Origin of the sequence: Chryseobacterium sp. SIMBA_038 (genome assembly GCF_046535115.1) — a bacterium.
Lineage (GTDB): Bacteria > Bacteroidota > Bacteroidia > Flavobacteriales > Weeksellaceae > Chryseobacterium.
Window position 1 is genome coordinate 1,191,988 of sequence record NZ_JAWRXH010000001.1, and the last position, 14,336, is coordinate 1,206,323.

19 protein-coding genes are annotated in these 14,336 nt (G+C 31.8%); 7 read left to right on the top strand and 12 right to left on the bottom strand.

The features are described from left to right. Positions 1 to 123: 123 nt before the first annotated feature. From SB689_RS05385 to SB689_RS05410, 6 genes are all read right to left on the bottom strand, one after another. Positions 124 to 537: a hypothetical protein gene (locus SB689_RS05385; protein ID WP_410691138.1), complete on the bottom strand. Its 414-nt coding sequence runs from the start codon at positions 535 to 537 to the stop codon at positions 124 to 126. 785 nt (positions 538 to 1,322) lie between these two features. Continuing rightward, the gene (locus SB689_RS05390) at positions 1,323 to 1,748 is read right to left on the bottom strand and encodes a transposase (RefSeq protein ID WP_410691139.1); all 426 of its coding nucleotides are present in this window, start codon (positions 1,746 to 1,748) and stop codon (positions 1,323 to 1,325) included. Between the two features lie 323 nt (positions 1,749 to 2,071). Then, positions 2,072 to 3,076, bottom strand: coding sequence for an alpha/beta hydrolase (locus tag SB689_RS05395; RefSeq protein WP_410691290.1), 1,005 nt, complete (start codon positions 3,074 to 3,076; stop codon positions 2,072 to 2,074). A gap of 41 nt (positions 3,077 to 3,117) precedes the next feature. After that, positions 3,118 to 3,444 carry a cupin domain-containing protein gene (locus SB689_RS05400; RefSeq protein ID WP_410691140.1) on the bottom strand — a complete coding sequence of 109 codons (327 nt, stop codon included), beginning with the start codon at positions 3,442 to 3,444 and terminating at the stop codon, positions 3,118 to 3,120. Positions 3,445 to 3,632: 188 nt separating this feature from the next. Beyond that, complete coding sequence (locus SB689_RS05405) at positions 3,633 to 4,100, bottom strand: cyclophilin-like fold protein (RefSeq protein WP_410691141.1); 468 nt, start codon at positions 4,098 to 4,100, stop codon at positions 3,633 to 3,635. A 1-nt stretch (position 4,101) separates the two neighbouring features. Continuing rightward, the gene (locus tag SB689_RS05410; RefSeq protein WP_410691142.1) at positions 4,102 to 4,671 is read right to left on the bottom strand and encodes a sugar O-acetyltransferase; all 570 of its coding nucleotides are present in this window, start codon (positions 4,669 to 4,671) and stop codon (positions 4,102 to 4,104) included. A 120-nt stretch (positions 4,672 to 4,791) separates the two neighbouring features. Between SB689_RS05410 and SB689_RS05415 the strand changes: the two genes are divergently transcribed. Next, on the top strand, positions 4,792 to 5,610 hold the full coding sequence (locus tag SB689_RS05415) for a helix-turn-helix domain-containing protein (protein ID WP_410691143.1): 819 nt from the start codon (positions 4,792 to 4,794) through the stop codon (positions 5,608 to 5,610). Positions 5,611 to 5,714: 104 nt separating this feature from the next. Here the strand turns inward: SB689_RS05415 and SB689_RS05420 are convergent, their stop codons facing one another. Both SB689_RS05420 and SB689_RS05425 read right to left on the bottom strand, forming a co-directional pair. Next, on the bottom strand, positions 5,715 to 5,939 hold the full coding sequence (locus tag SB689_RS05420) for a hypothetical protein (RefSeq protein WP_410691144.1): 225 nt from the start codon (positions 5,937 to 5,939) through the stop codon (positions 5,715 to 5,717). 389 nt (positions 5,940 to 6,328) lie between these two features. After that, positions 6,329 to 6,679, bottom strand: coding sequence for a DUF1016 N-terminal domain-containing protein (locus SB689_RS05425; protein ID WP_410691291.1), 351 nt, complete (start codon positions 6,677 to 6,679; stop codon positions 6,329 to 6,331). Between the two features lie 874 nt (positions 6,680 to 7,553). Here SB689_RS05425 and SB689_RS05430 point away from each other — a divergent pair. Then, complete coding sequence (locus tag SB689_RS05430) at positions 7,554 to 9,509, top strand: hypothetical protein (protein ID WP_410691145.1); 1,956 nt, start codon at positions 7,554 to 7,556, stop codon at positions 9,507 to 9,509. Positions 9,510 to 9,528: 19 nt separating this feature from the next. Here SB689_RS05430 and SB689_RS05435 read toward each other — a convergent pair whose 3' ends face one another. Further along, positions 9,529 to 9,864 carry an RNA-binding domain-containing protein gene (locus SB689_RS05435; protein ID WP_410691146.1) on the bottom strand — a complete coding sequence of 112 codons (336 nt, stop codon included), beginning with the start codon at positions 9,862 to 9,864 and terminating at the stop codon, positions 9,529 to 9,531. Positions 9,865 to 10,077: 213 nt separating this feature from the next. Between SB689_RS05435 and SB689_RS05440 the strand changes: the two genes are divergently transcribed. The 4 genes from SB689_RS05440 to SB689_RS05455 all read left to right on the top strand — a co-directional run bounded on the left by SB689_RS05440 (position 10,078) and on the right by SB689_RS05455 (position 11,840). Then, positions 10,078 to 10,203 carry a LuxR C-terminal-related transcriptional regulator gene (locus tag SB689_RS05440; RefSeq protein WP_410691147.1) on the top strand — a complete coding sequence of 42 codons (126 nt, stop codon included), beginning with the start codon at positions 10,078 to 10,080 and terminating at the stop codon, positions 10,201 to 10,203. A 235-nt stretch (positions 10,204 to 10,438) separates the two neighbouring features. After that, a complete protein-coding gene (locus SB689_RS05445; protein ID WP_410691148.1) occupies positions 10,439 to 10,819 on the top strand; it encodes a hypothetical protein in 381 nt (126 codons plus the stop codon). A gap of 2 nt (positions 10,820 to 10,821) precedes the next feature. Further along, positions 10,822 to 11,370, top strand: a complete 549-nt coding sequence (locus tag SB689_RS05450) for a hypothetical protein (RefSeq protein WP_410691149.1) — start codon at positions 10,822 to 10,824, stop codon at positions 11,368 to 11,370. A 293-nt stretch (positions 11,371 to 11,663) separates the two neighbouring features. Further along, a complete protein-coding gene (locus tag SB689_RS05455) occupies positions 11,664 to 11,840 on the top strand; it encodes a hypothetical protein (protein ID WP_410691150.1) in 177 nt (58 codons plus the stop codon). A 57-nt stretch (positions 11,841 to 11,897) separates the two neighbouring features. Here the strand turns inward: SB689_RS05455 and SB689_RS05460 are convergent, their stop codons facing one another. Both SB689_RS05460 and SB689_RS05465 read right to left on the bottom strand, forming a co-directional pair. Next, complete coding sequence (locus tag SB689_RS05460) at positions 11,898 to 12,050, bottom strand: hypothetical protein (protein ID WP_410691151.1); 153 nt, start codon at positions 12,048 to 12,050, stop codon at positions 11,898 to 11,900. A 331-nt stretch (positions 12,051 to 12,381) separates the two neighbouring features. Beyond that, positions 12,382 to 12,546, bottom strand: a complete 165-nt coding sequence (locus SB689_RS05465) for a bacteriocin-like protein (protein WP_410691152.1) — start codon at positions 12,544 to 12,546, stop codon at positions 12,382 to 12,384. A 463-nt stretch (positions 12,547 to 13,009) separates the two neighbouring features. On the opposite strand from SB689_RS05465, the gene SB689_RS05470 reads away from it, so the two are divergent. Further along, complete coding sequence (locus SB689_RS05470) at positions 13,010 to 13,213, top strand: hypothetical protein (protein ID WP_123983211.1); 204 nt, start codon at positions 13,010 to 13,012, stop codon at positions 13,211 to 13,213. A gap of 198 nt (positions 13,214 to 13,411) precedes the next feature. Here SB689_RS05470 and SB689_RS05475 read toward each other — a convergent pair whose 3' ends face one another. Then, the gene (locus SB689_RS05475; RefSeq protein WP_410691153.1) at positions 13,412 to 14,326 is read right to left on the bottom strand and encodes a helix-turn-helix domain-containing protein; all 915 of its coding nucleotides are present in this window, start codon (positions 14,324 to 14,326) and stop codon (positions 13,412 to 13,414) included. Positions 14,327 to 14,336: the final 10 nt, after the last annotated feature.

The window sequence follows — 14,336 nt, forward strand, 5'->3', positions numbered from 1 at the left end:
AGCCATTTATTCTCTCGTCCAGGTTACAATAATATAAAATGAAGTTCCTCGTTACTCATGTTATACCTTTAGGCAATGCAATTATCTCAAGGAATTTCAATGCATCTTCAATAATGTATGGCCTTATACTTCTTTTGGTTTCCAACCATTATGAAGAAAATATCGAATTAATTCGGCTATAACAGCCGGCCGATTCAAATTGATCTCATCAGTTTTTTGCTTATTAACTGAATATATTTTATTATTAGGTAAACGAGGTTTATGCTTAAACAACCAAATTACTCCATTATCGGGATAACCTACGCGCCATTTTTCTTTTTTTACATCTGATTTAAGAATTAAATTATCCTCTTCTCTAAACAAAAGTTGAAGCGGAGATTTTTTATATCCTTCAAGATAAATCACAACCTTTTCAACGCATGTTGAATATTCATAATTTGTTAAATGAAGATGCAACCTTTTCCATAAGTAAGTCTCATTATCTATTTTAATTTTCCGTAATATACTTTTTTCATTAACTGTGTTTTTAAAATGCATTATGACTTTCAAATTTACACATTGCGTCAATCTGATTTATATGACTTTCGTAAAGTTATTTATCCGAGTAATAAAAAAATTTACTTTGATCGTTTTTTGAGATTTACGTTCGCTTTTTTAAAGTTCTTAGGTTTTGCTTTCGAGCAGAAGTTTGAATTTCTGAGCTCAGCAGTTGCAAACCTATTAATACACACAACATTTTTACTGTTTAGATAACTCCGTTTTGCTATTCAATAAGTTGTAAATCTTTTTTGTATTTTCTGATACTTTGTCCCATTCTCCAACAGAATAATATTTACAACTCAATGTGGTATTTCTGTCAGTGTATTTTAGCTCTACATTTCCGACATAATCAGAAGCATTTAAAGCAGTAAATTTGGGTTTAAGAATAGAAGATTTAATCCAAGTTTTTAAGCTATCTTTTTCATTTTTGCCAAGATAAATTTTTGTTTTTATAGTGTCTTCAATAATATATTTTGGGGGAATATTGTAAATCCGTTTATTCCAGATAATATTTTCAACTTCTGAACTGTCAGAATTATTTTCAATTGTAATTTTCTGAAAAAGCGTGATAACCTGTAATTTTTCCCAAGTGTCATTCTCTATTTTTTTTCAGGTTGCTTTGCGCATGAAAGCAAACAACTTAGAATAAATATTGATTGTATTCGCATCGTTTTGTTAGATTTAAGATTACTAAAAATAATTTTATGAATTTTAAAACCAATTTCCTTATTTAAAAAAATTATTATTAAAAATTATTTATCCCTTTGAATCAACGTTTTTTATTAATCAATATCATTATTTTTCTGTAACCAACGGTGTAGTGTACTCTTGGGTATTGAATATTCTCTAATTATGTCACTCTGAGTCATTTCACCAGAAAGTATTCTTCTAAGAATAAAATCTTTAATTTCCTGAGTATATATGTTTTTTCTGAAATAAGGAATTTTTTCAGATTTATTATGATTTTTATTAACTGCTGAAGGTGGTGCATATAAGATAAGATGCGAACTGTAAATTCTAAAAAAATCATATTCTAATAGTTTACACCATCTTAACAAAAGTTCAGTATCCATAGATTTATTAGCATACAATTCTTCAACGACACTTTCTTCTTTATCCAAAAAATTACAGATTCTCTCTATTGAAATCTCTTGTTCTGCAACTCTTTCTTTAATGAGTTCTCCTAAATGTATCTCTTTATATAACATTTGTTAAATATTTATTATTAAAACGATACCTTAAAAGTAAAAAAAAGTAAAATATTATTGTTATTTTTTTTATTACTAAAAAATTGGTAGAATTTTTAATATTTATCATTAAAAATTTTATTTGAAATAGATAAGAAAGTAATCGTTTTTTGAGATTCTAATATCAATTAAAACGTTTCGGGTATTGGCGAAGGCAGGGCAATCGAAGCACTACCGTTCGGCTAATGTACAAAACTTCAATATAAGCACAAAAGCTGTAGTTTGCACTTCAGCCCTGCTTTTGCCAATACCTTGTTAGCGGATGCCCTTCTTTTCACTATCTTTTATTTCAAGCTTGTTCTAAAAAAAATGTCCATTTTGTCAAACGGAATTACGGCAATTTTATCATATAAATCTACGTGTACGGCATTTGGAACGATGACTAATTCTTTCGGTTCATTGGCATTTTGAAATGCGGTTTCGCTAAAATATCTTGAATGTGCTTTTTCGCCTGCAATAATCAAAAGCGGTCTTGGCGAAATTTCTTGGATGTAACTTAAAATAGGCATATTCATAAATGATAATGGCGTAGTTGCCGTCCATGAATTTCCTGAATTTACCGAACGTTCGTGATAGCCTCTTGGTGTACGATAATAATCGTAATATTCTTTTACATATTGTGGGTCATCATCTTTCGGCGCTTTATTGTATTCTGGTCCATAGGAAAATGTTCCTGCTTCTGCATCTTTCCAACGTTGTTCGCCCAATTGTTCCAAAGTTTTTGTGCGTTGTTCTAATATTGTTGCATCGTTATAACCCTTAGACATTACTCTTGTCATATCGTACATTGTCGAAGCCACAACAGCTTTTATACGTTTGTCGATTGCAGTAGCGTTTAAGGCAAATCCACCAAAACCACAAATTCCGATGATGCCGATTTTTTCCCTGTCCACATTTTTTTGAAGTCCTAAAAAGTCAACTGCTGCACTGAAATCTTCGGTATTAATTTCTGGCGAAGCCAAATTTCTCGGTTCACCACCACTTTCACCCGTGTACGATGGGTCGAATGCTACAACGGCAAAACCACGTTCCGCCATTTGATTGGCGTACAAACCTGATGATTGTTCTTTTACAGCACCGAAAGGTCCGCTGATTGCCAGTGCTGACAGTTTTTCATTTCCTCTATCTTTAGGAAGATATAAATCGCCTAAAAGCGTGATGCCATAACGGTTTTTGAAAGATACTTTTTGACGGGTAACTTTATCACTTAATTGAAATGTATAATGTTCTTTTGATGTATTCATTTTCTTTGAATTTTTATTTTGTGCAAATGATTGTCCGATGGTCATTAGAAATGCGATTGCAATAATTGCTATATTTTTCATAGAATTTATTTTGATTTTTTAATCGAGTATTGTTCATCCGTAACCGCTTCATTCCAATTCACAATTCCTTTTTCGGTGTTCGGAACGATGTATAATTGCTGTAAACCCACACCAGCACTGGCTCCGTGCCAATGACGAACATTGGGCGGACATTTTACAACGCTTCCTTTTTTTATAATTTCAATGGGTTGACCTTCTATTTGATGGTAGCCAATTCCATCAGTTATAATTAAAATCTGACCAGCCGGATGACTGTGCCAATTGCTTCTTGCACCAGGTTCAAAATACACATTTCCAACCGCTGTCGTTAAAGTGGTATCTGCCTCTACCAAACCAACATTGTAAGCATTTCCGGTAATAAATCTTCCGAGCCTTTTTTGCCTTTCGGGAAAATTTCTGATAGTTCATTTGTATCTGTTTTCATTTTTTCCTGATTTTTATTGTTGCACGACAGTGTAGTAATTGACACAAACATTATTAATGCAACTATTTTTAAAGTATATTTCATATTGATTTATATTTAATTATTCTCAAATTTCACAACTACATTTCCATTGCCCAGCGCCGTTGCAAGTCCGGTTGGGTTATTAACATAGCCAAGCTTTGTATAGCTGTATGAGGTGTTGAAACTTTTATAAAACAAAACCAAGGTGTTATTTCCGTATAGCGTTAAATCGCCTGCTTTTATATCGCTACCAACGGAAGCATTTGTTGGAAGTGGTTTGGGCAAATCGAAGTACTTTTCGTTGTTATTTAATTCCGTCATATTGATAGAAAGTGGGAATAGCGCTTTAAACGCATTTGCACTCGGATTATCATACAAGGTTGCGGTAAAAACTGCGGTGCCAACTGTAATTTTCATTTTGCTGGTTGAAGGATTATTATTCGTACTGCCATTATTTTGGATTGGATTTGTGTCATCATCTTTACTGCAAGCAAAAAGAGAAACGCAAGCAAAACACATAAAAATTACTATTCCTATTTTCATCTTATATTGATTTAATTTCTTTAATAATTTTTGCAGGAATTCCGCCCACCACTACATTGTCAGGAACATCTTCAGTAACCACAGAACCAGCTGCAACAACTGCGTATTCTCCAATGGTAACGTCCTGCAAAATGGTTGCGTTTGCACCAATCCACGCATTTTTTTTGATGTGAATAGGTTTCGGAATTAGCGATTGTCTTTCGTTAGGATTAAGCGGATGACTTTCGGTAAGCAAGCTCACTTTCGGAGCAATCTGTACATTGTCTTCAATAGTTATTCCACCTAAATCCAGAAAAACACAATCGAAATTGATAAATACGTTTTTGCCAATTTTGGTGTGTTTTCCGTAATTGATGTGCAAAGGCGTAAAAACAGTTACACTTTCATCGATTTCACTTGCGGTAATTTGGTTTAAAAAACTTCTGATTTCTTCGGGTTCTGTTGCATTATTCATTTGAACCAAAATCTTTTTTGTAGCGAAAGAAGCTTCACGCATTTTGTATGCTTTAGCATCGTTAGAAGAAATAGTTTCTCCGTTTCGTAACCTTTCAAAAATATCTTGTGTTTCCATTGTCTGCATTTATTACGATGCAAAATTAAAAGTAATCGAAAGGTATTTTGTTACATTTATAACCCAATTAATGTCAAATATTACTTATTTTTGTTGAGTAGACTTTTAATTTGAATAAATATGTCAGAAAATCAAAAAGTTATCTTGTACAAAACCGCATCAACGGCACAATTTCCCGAAGATTTTCAAAATCGGTTTCATACTCATATTTATTGTCAAAGTGGAACTGTGAAATTTAGTTTCAATGGTCAGCAATTCCATTGTAAAAAAGGGGAATTTATTTTTTGGTTGGCTGGACTTTCTATTATAGGCTTGTCTTTTTCATCAAGTTTTAAAGCAACGATCTTGTTTGTGGAGAGCAATTTATTAACCACTAATATGCCGAGTGCAAATGCTAGTATAGACAGTTACATTCATTCCAAAGATAATCCAATTTTGCATCCCGACAAGGAAGACAAAGAAAAGATTTTAAAGAATTTCCAGTTGCTTTATGATAAGTCGCAAGAAACAAACCACCGATTTTATGATGAAATGTTGAAACTCCAAATGCAAATTTTCTTGTTGGAAATGTGGCACATTTTTGAAGATGAACTCGATAGACGAAAACGAAGTTTGCAAAGCGGAACTTTGTACGAACGTTTTTTGCATTTAGCTCAGCAACATTGTATGAAAGAACGAGAGGTTCAATTTTACAGCGATAAGCTAAACATTACACCCAAATATCTCAATTACATTTGCAAAGTCAATACCCGAATTACCGCTTCTGAATGGATACAGCGTTATGCGAAAGAACGGATATTGCTTTTGTTGCAAAACAAAGACCTAAACATTTCAGAAATTGCCGATGAAATGGATTTTTCAAGCCGTTCGTTTTTTACCAGATATGTGAAAAAACTTTTGGGTGTCAGTCCGAGTGAGTATAGAAATCGGGTGAATTAGTGTCAATTACAAAAGAAAATGATAATTTACAATACGAAATGATAAAGTAACAAATATAGATTCTATCATTTATTCATCTATAGTAAAAATATCGCTTTGTGAGATTAAAGAATACTAAAATTATCGTTATAGTACAGCTCTGCTTTTATTTCTTTTTGAGCATCATTTAGATCATTATCTTTCAATGCATCTTTATATACTTTCTTAATAAAATCCTTTTCATCATTTTGAAATTTCAAATTATTATCCATTAAAAAAGGTAATAACATTACTCTGTTTGGATTAAAGTTTCTAGCTAAGAAAAGTAAGTTTTGTATTGGTGTTTTCATATAATAGTATTTAGTTTTCTAAATTTTTTATCGTTTTTTGAAATTTTAAGAGGTTATGGATTTTGAGTATTTTATCAGTTCTAATTGTCCAGTTCAAATTTCGCTCTGTCTGCCTCTATTAAATTTTTCAGTCCTTTTTCATCAGGAAGATATGTTCTGTATTTACTTGCGAATAATTCCATTAAAAATTGATGAAGGTGCGTAATTAAAGCTGATTCTATTTGAGTTTCAGTTTGTGATATGTTTGGAGGAAGTCCTAAAAATTCAAATATATAGGGGTCTTTAATATAATTAGATATTTCTTTGTTTCTGCTTCCGAAAATCTTAATAATTTACCTAAATACTTGCTGTCAATGTTTCTTTGAAGTGTCCTAGTATTAAAGTTTCCTTCAATAGAATGTTCTATATACTGTATTCTGTATTCTGTGTTCAGTATTTTCAATTCTACTAATAATTCGGTAGTGAGTCCAGCTTAATTCGGTACGCATTGCGTTCCAAATTGGAAATGCGATGAAAAAGCTTCGCATATTATTAAGATTTCGATCATTAAATCCCTTTCCAAATTCTACTGATAGATGATTAGCAAGATTCTTCAAGACTGATTTACCATACTTTGCACGAAGTTCACCATTTTGTTCATCCTCAATAATAAGCTGTCCAATTTCCCAATACATTTTCAGCAATATAGTATTACTGTTTCTATAAACTTGGTCTTTGGCATCAACAATAATCTTTGCAATAGAACTGTAAGGTCTTGATTAAATTCTGGTGTATTTTCTATCATTTACCAAAATGACAAAATTTACTGTAGGTAAGTTAGCTAACCTCAAAGATCATTTTTCAGGTTTTGTCCATTTTTTTCAAATACATATAAAAGAAGGGAATGTTGTGCCTATTCCAAGATTTCCTGTTGGGCTAACAATAACATCATTCAATTGTTATATAATAGAGAGGATACCAATAATATTGTATTTACTTATGTCAATATGAAACGTATTTTTGGAGCAGAATATTTAATTCCACCGAAACTATTAGTTAAGTAAAACAATAAATTGTATAAAAACACATTAAAAATAGGAGCTTTCAAAATAAATCCAAAGCTCCTATCAACACTAATAGGGAGAAAAATAAAACTTATATCTTGTTTTAAAAAGCCCTTGTCCAAATTTAAAACTAAAATAACCAAAAGCTTAAAAAGCATCTACTGCATTTTTACTTACTACAACAAAACAAGTAAATATTCATCTCTAAACTTTATTGAACTGAAAATTATTTTTTCTAGGGGATAATATAACAATTTATAATATTAATGATTATGAAAGTAAAATACATTTTCATATATCTAAAATTAGATTTATTTATTCTCTAGTGTTTTTCATCTTATTATTTGAGAGTAAAACAGCTACTGCATACCAACTGTATGTATTTAATTAATATATTGATTTAAAGATTATTACAAATAAAGAGTGTAATTGCAGTAGATGCTTTTTAAGCTTTTGGCTATAAATTTGTCGTAGAATTATTATCGATATTAAAAGAAGAGTTATCTCTTTTTTTAATGGAAAAAATTCTTAAAACGCAGTAAAAAATTCACTAACACTAAGGCTAAAAAAAATGAAAAAAAACATTTTACTGTTATCAATGATAACATTTTCTAGTTTCGTAATTGCACAAGTAGGTGTAAACACTCCCAATCCAAATGCTACATTTGATATTACAGCAAAAAATATAACAGGAACAACAGCAGAGGGCTTATTGATTCCAAGGATTGACCGTTTAAGGGCATTTAATATGACTGGAATTACAACATCTACTTTAATTTATGTAAACAGTATTGCTAACGGTTCGCAAACAGGAAAAGCAGTAAATATAGATAACGTAGGCTATTACTATTTTGACGGAACTAACTGGGTAAAATTGAACTCTAGAACGAGCGTCGATAATGACACTAATATCTACAATAAAGATGGTTCTCTTGCAGATAACCGTGTGGTAACACAAGGGGCTAATACATTAACTTTTAATGGGACTGTAAGAAATGTACTCTCAATAAATAGAACAGGTACAAATGCAGGTACAGTTTTATCAGCAGATGCACTGAATAAAAGAATTGGTGTTGGTACAGCAACTCCTGCAGGGAAATTTGAAATTGTTTCTGATGGAGAAGGTAGTGCTGCAGGAAATGATTTCTACTTCAAAGGATTTGGAGATTCTAAAAATCCAGCTTTTTATTTGACATCTTCAAACGGTACAGCAGCTTCACCTACTAACCTAGTAAACAATGAGCAAATCGGAGGATTATATTTCACTCCAAGAGCAAACAATACTTTTGCTTTCACGGGAGGCTCTGGAATACTATCAACATATAAAGGAAATGGTACTACACTGTTAACAGATTTATCATTAAATACTTCAGGGGCTGAGAGAATTAAAATTGATGAGTCAGGAAATGTTGGTATTGGTACTACTACACCTACAAACAGACTACATGTGAATGGTTCTTTGAAAATTGAAAATGGCTCTCAAGCGGCAGGTAGAATTCTAACTTCAGATGCAAATGGGGTAGCAACTTGGCAAGCACCTGCAGCGGGAATTGTGGATACAAGTATATACGCAGCTAACGGGACTATTACAGGAACTAATGCAACAAGAATAGTTGCCCAGGCAACTAATAATTTGGCATTTACAAGTACAGCAACTACAGGCACAAGCCATTTTGCAATAGATGGAAGTACATTTTCAGTTGATGCGGTAAATAATAGAATTGGAATTGGAACAACAGTACCTAAAAACTTATTAGATTTAGGTTCAGGAAATGGAAAAAAATTAGCTCTATGGAATAGTACTGCGGGTGATGACTTTTATGGATTTGGGAACGCCGCCAATGTATTGCAATTTTTCGCAGGAGCTAATGCTACAGGTGATGCATTAATAACTTTAAATAAAAATGGAAGAGTTGGTATAGGTACAACGACACCTGCCACAAATTTTCACACCGTAGGTACTGTAAGACTAGAAAATGGAACACCTACTGCAGGTATGGTTCTTACTTCTACAGATGGTTTAGGCACTGCCACATGGCAGAGAGCATCATCAAACGTTGTTACTGGAACAATCACAGGTGGTATAAATATTAATTTTGAAAATAATTCTCTTATGAAGTATACAGGAAATTATATCACGCTTCCACCAGGAAAATGGGTTGTCAATATAACTCAGCTAATAAGAATTAATGGTCCTTTGGCATTAGGAAATGGCATGTTTGTAAGAAGTACATTTTCAGATGAAAATTTAGCTATTGGCGCTACAGGTACACAATCCTCAGATGTAATCAGACCTACAATGATGAGCTTTATGGTGACAGGAAATGCAGGAAACGGTGGTGGTACAACAATAAATGATGTAAAGACAGGAAGCATTTATATTAATAATACATCAGCGGGAAATAAAACATATAGATATATTGTGGGTAGTACAAATTTATCAGGAAATCCATCTAATACAACTACAATAATTGGATTAGGAGGTAATTGGTCAGAAAATGCAATTTACGCAACTGCAGTAAATTAATGAAGATAATCTCAATATTCTAGTATTTTAAGACAGAAGCAATTATGACTTCTGTCTTTTTTACATCGATTTTATTTAGTAAATCAATATTATTTTTGTCTAAACCAATATCATCAAAAGTTCCTTTTGTTTTATCTTCCCTAATTCCAAGTATTATAATACCACCATTTCCATTACAATATGCTAAAATGTCTTTTGCGAAATTTCGCATAAAAATATCTATAGGATCTGAAAGTCCAAAAAAGTTTAATTCAGCTTTATAATCATAAAGATTATTTTCTTTAGGAAAAATTCCGTGATCTTTTAGATTTTCAATAGTTTGATTTATTTGATCTTTCAGCTCATTTAATGTCATTCGATGTGTCGTTTAAATATTTTTTTGAGATCATTTTAATTATTTAGTTTTTTCAAAACATAGATATTTATTAAAAGGTTTTGCAAGTTCATAGTCAGGAACCCAATTAAAATTCTAGTCATAACTTTTGCCTTCATATGATCTTAAATGTTCTGCAATATCTTTTCCAAATAAATAGTATGCTTATTTTGCATAAGGCTCAATATCATCGATATGCTTAATATTTCTGAGAAAACTCTTTCAACACATCTTTCGAACATTTATAGGAAAACTGAGCTCAATAGTAAAAAGGATATCGAAGAGTTAAGCGAAGGATTTAGGAACTCCATCTTAGCTTGAATAGATTTAAACTATAAAAAAAAGGGATTGCTACAAATCTTCTAATTCTAAATTTAATTAAAAACAATCACCAATGACTTGTTGATTTTTTTTGGAAACTTAAAAAATATTAATTATTCATTATATAATTTTATTCTAAATATATCACACATCTATAAGTTAAAATAAAAAATAATTGCGTACTTAAAGTTAATTTTCTACTTTTATTGAATTACTAATCACCAAAATAATAACAATGAAAAAATCATTTATTATGGGAAGCCTTATTTTGGCTTTTTTGGCATCTTGCAACAATGAGCAACTTGCCATAGTTTCTTACGAAGCTGGAAAATCTCCAGATGTGGTAAACTTCGAAAAGGCTATAAAGAGCCTTGGAAATTCTGAAAACAAAGAAACCCCTGAAGAAAAAATGCAAAGAGGAAATTCTTCTGAGTTGAACAACAGGAGAAAAGACCTCCTTATTCCATCTGCTTTGGGGCTTATAAAATCTACAGGAGCAACAGAGAGTAAGATTAGAAAAGAAACACAGGGAGACCGAGACAAAATATTAGTCTGGGCTGTGAAAATATATAATGAAAAACTAAACAATATCAATAATAACCTTAAAAACCAATAATTATGAAAAAGATAGCATTATTTATATTAGGGCTTGCTTTTGGCTCTTCTTTATTTGCTCAGAATAGTACTGGAAATCTTCATATTGTTAATTATCATTCGTATGGATTAGATCTATATTATACACTGAACACTGTAGATATTAATAATTGTGACAGTTACAAAAGTAATGCTCCTGCAGCACATATAGCACAAGGAAATGAGGTGGTTTGTGTGAAGTATAGTGATATGATGACTAATACCCCACATTTTCCGTACCCAAATACCATTGATGGATGGACAAATGTTACTAATAATTCGATTTATACCCCAGTCAATGAATATGATGTTCAAGTTATGGATACTGTTTGGGATCGTATAGACTTTGAACTAAATGATTCAAGCAATTATAGTGCAACATCTCCTTTAACTGGTTCTGTCGGTTTTGTATCTTCATGCATATCAAATAATGCCTCTGTTGTCACGGGATCTGGTACTTTAAATGGTAATAATTATGATTTTAAAGGTGAGGCTTTCACCATGGGTGGTGATTATTGGGTTTTCGTAAAATAGAATACATGCAAAGTGTAAAATATTTGCTTTTGTTTGCGGCAGTACTCTGTACTGTCCAAACTTTAACTACCAAAGGGATTGGGGGCAAGAATTTAGGTGGGGTAAACGGAACGATGGGCAGATTGTTTGAAGCTAATACCATTATAGTTTTAGATGGGTGTGCAAACGGGTAATATTTCTTCTGTTCCTTCGACGGGTTTATTATGACCACTTAATCACTCCGAATGAGCAGGGTTTTTAGTTTGGGATAAATATTTATAACACTAATTTCTTTGTCTCAAAGATTTCATCTGATGATTCGGCATTACAGTGTTTGGGGTACCCGCACTTCCCGTGTGATTCATAGAGAAATAGATGGTAATTATTTTAATATTACCAATAACGGCACACCTACGGCAGGAGCCTGGTTATCTACTGGTGTACAGACAAATACATATCTTTTTCACAACTGGCTGTTAGACAAAATATGATGCGAATAATAATCAATTGAATATTCAAATTAATAATACCAATATTTAAACTTTGTCCTATAGAAGTAGGTTTGCGTTTTGATAATATGGATTATTCGATAAAAAGCCAGGCAGATAAATAATAATTTCATTAGCACTTATTGCAAAATCATTTTCAGCAACAAATGGAGGATAAGAACCTTTCATAGCAGCTAACTCGCCATGTTCCATATAAATAAATTCATATTTATCCTTTTTTGAGATTTATTAAGTCTATTACCGACGTTCTGGAGCTTGGCATGGTTGTAAACTTCGTAGCCGAGTACTTATGGTTATGATAAAATTTCTTACGAAATGTAGAGGTAAATTTACCATAAATCGAAATCTTGCCAAACTGCTTTTAGTGGAAGCAACCTCTCCGCTCTTTGATTTAATACAAAGACTTTGACATAAGTTCCATAACTTATGATATCCATCATATCGTTTCTTTGAGATTCTAAATGTGTCGCAAATGTAAAATTATTTAAGAGAAGTGATGAAGAACTTTTTTAAAATTTAATTATTATTCTACTGGTATATCTGGTACTATAATATAGCATTCTGCATTAATTGGGACACATACTTCAGCTTCAGGACAATAGTAATTCCCGGGAAGACATTTTGAAATAGATGCCGCTCCTTCAATTGCTTTCAGTTCTTTTCTTGACAGAATTTTTAAATTTTTCATAATAATAGAATTTGGTTTAAATATAAAATTTTCTAATTTTTACATACTCTAAGTTAGTAAAACATTTATATCATGAAATTTAATTTATTAAATATTTTACAGAATTAAAATCGTTTATGAAATTAATTTTTAACTAAACTTATTTTCTTTATTTTCTACTCTATAACAGCTGAAGAAAACTTATATAATAATCCCAAATATTTTTTTTAAACAATAAAAAAAATCTATTGATGCACCTGCAGCACCAAAGACAACTCCAACAGGACCACTTAGAATTCCGCCAAAAACTCCCACAACAAATTCATTATCACCATCTTGTCTTTTCTATTTAATATTTCTTGGACAAAATTTAACTTTAAAATATTTAATTCTATATTATCTACTATATTTTAGTTTTATTTTATATTAAATCATTTATTTAGGAATTATTTTTATCTTTCAAATCGAATTAAGAACAATTACTATGAAAAAATTAACAAGAGAAAAATTAAAATCAACTTTTGCAGCGGGCGGTGTAGGCGGTAGTACTGGCGTAGGTTTAGAGCCGACAGATCCAACAGGACCAGCTTGTGGAGGATCGCATTGTCCCAATAACGATTACATTTGCTGCTATCATCAAACAGGAAGCTATTGTACAAGCAGATATTGTGACATTAAAGTCAACTAACAAAGATCCCTCATTGAGAGGGATTTTTTATTCTATATCTTAACCCCAAACTCAATTTTCCTTTCATGTTCAAAATAGGTTTATCATACAGCACTGCATTGTCTAAAACCCAATTACAGATTTGTTTATTGAAGCAATCAGTTCTCTATTCAAGAATCTGATAAAATATGAAAATGAAGACCACCAAATAATGATATTCTAATTAAACGACTTCCTGAACTTCAACGGCGAAACTTTTGTTTTGGTCTTGAAAAGTTTGCTGAAAGATTGTGAATGTTCAAAGCCCAATTCATAAGCAATTTCTGAAATGGAAAGAGTTGTCGTTGATAATTTTTCTTTGGCTTTTTCTATGATCGAATTCTGAATGTACTGCTGGGTGTTTAGTCCTGTTAATGAAGTCAGCATATCACTCAAATAACGCTGTGAAAGCTTTAATTCTGTACTGATGTATTTCACGGATGGCAAACCGTTTTTCAGACTATTTTTTTCTTCAAAATAGCTGTTTAAAAGGTTATCCAAAGTTGTTATGATATCGTGATTGATAGCTTTTCTCGTCAAAAATTGCCTGTTGTAAAAACGATTGCTGTAATTCAACAGCAATTCTATTTGCGACACCAAAACATCCTGACTGAAACTATCAATATTATTGGCTAATTCATTGGCTATTGTAGCAAATAAATTAGCGATGATTTCTTTTTCCTTTGCTGATAAAAATAAGGCTTCAGAAACATCATAAGAGAAAAATCCGAATTGATTGATTGCTTTTCCTAATGTATAATTCCGGATAAAATCCGGATGAAAATATAGCGCAATCCCTTCATAGCTTTCTATCTCTTCCGGTGGAAAAACAATTTGTTTTGGCTTCAGAAATGCCAATCCACCTTCTTCAAAATCGTAATAGCCTTGTCCGTATTTTATATGTCCTGTGAAGGTAGGCTTAAAGGAAATTTTATAAAAATCAAGACTTACTTTTTGTCCTTTTGGAAACATTTCAATCGAAACATTATTGTAATCAACCAATGCAATCAATGGATGCAATGGCGCAGGAAATCCTAACACCCGCACCAATTGCGAGATACTTTTAATGTGATCTATGTGAGATTGTTGTTGCATTTTCGTTTAC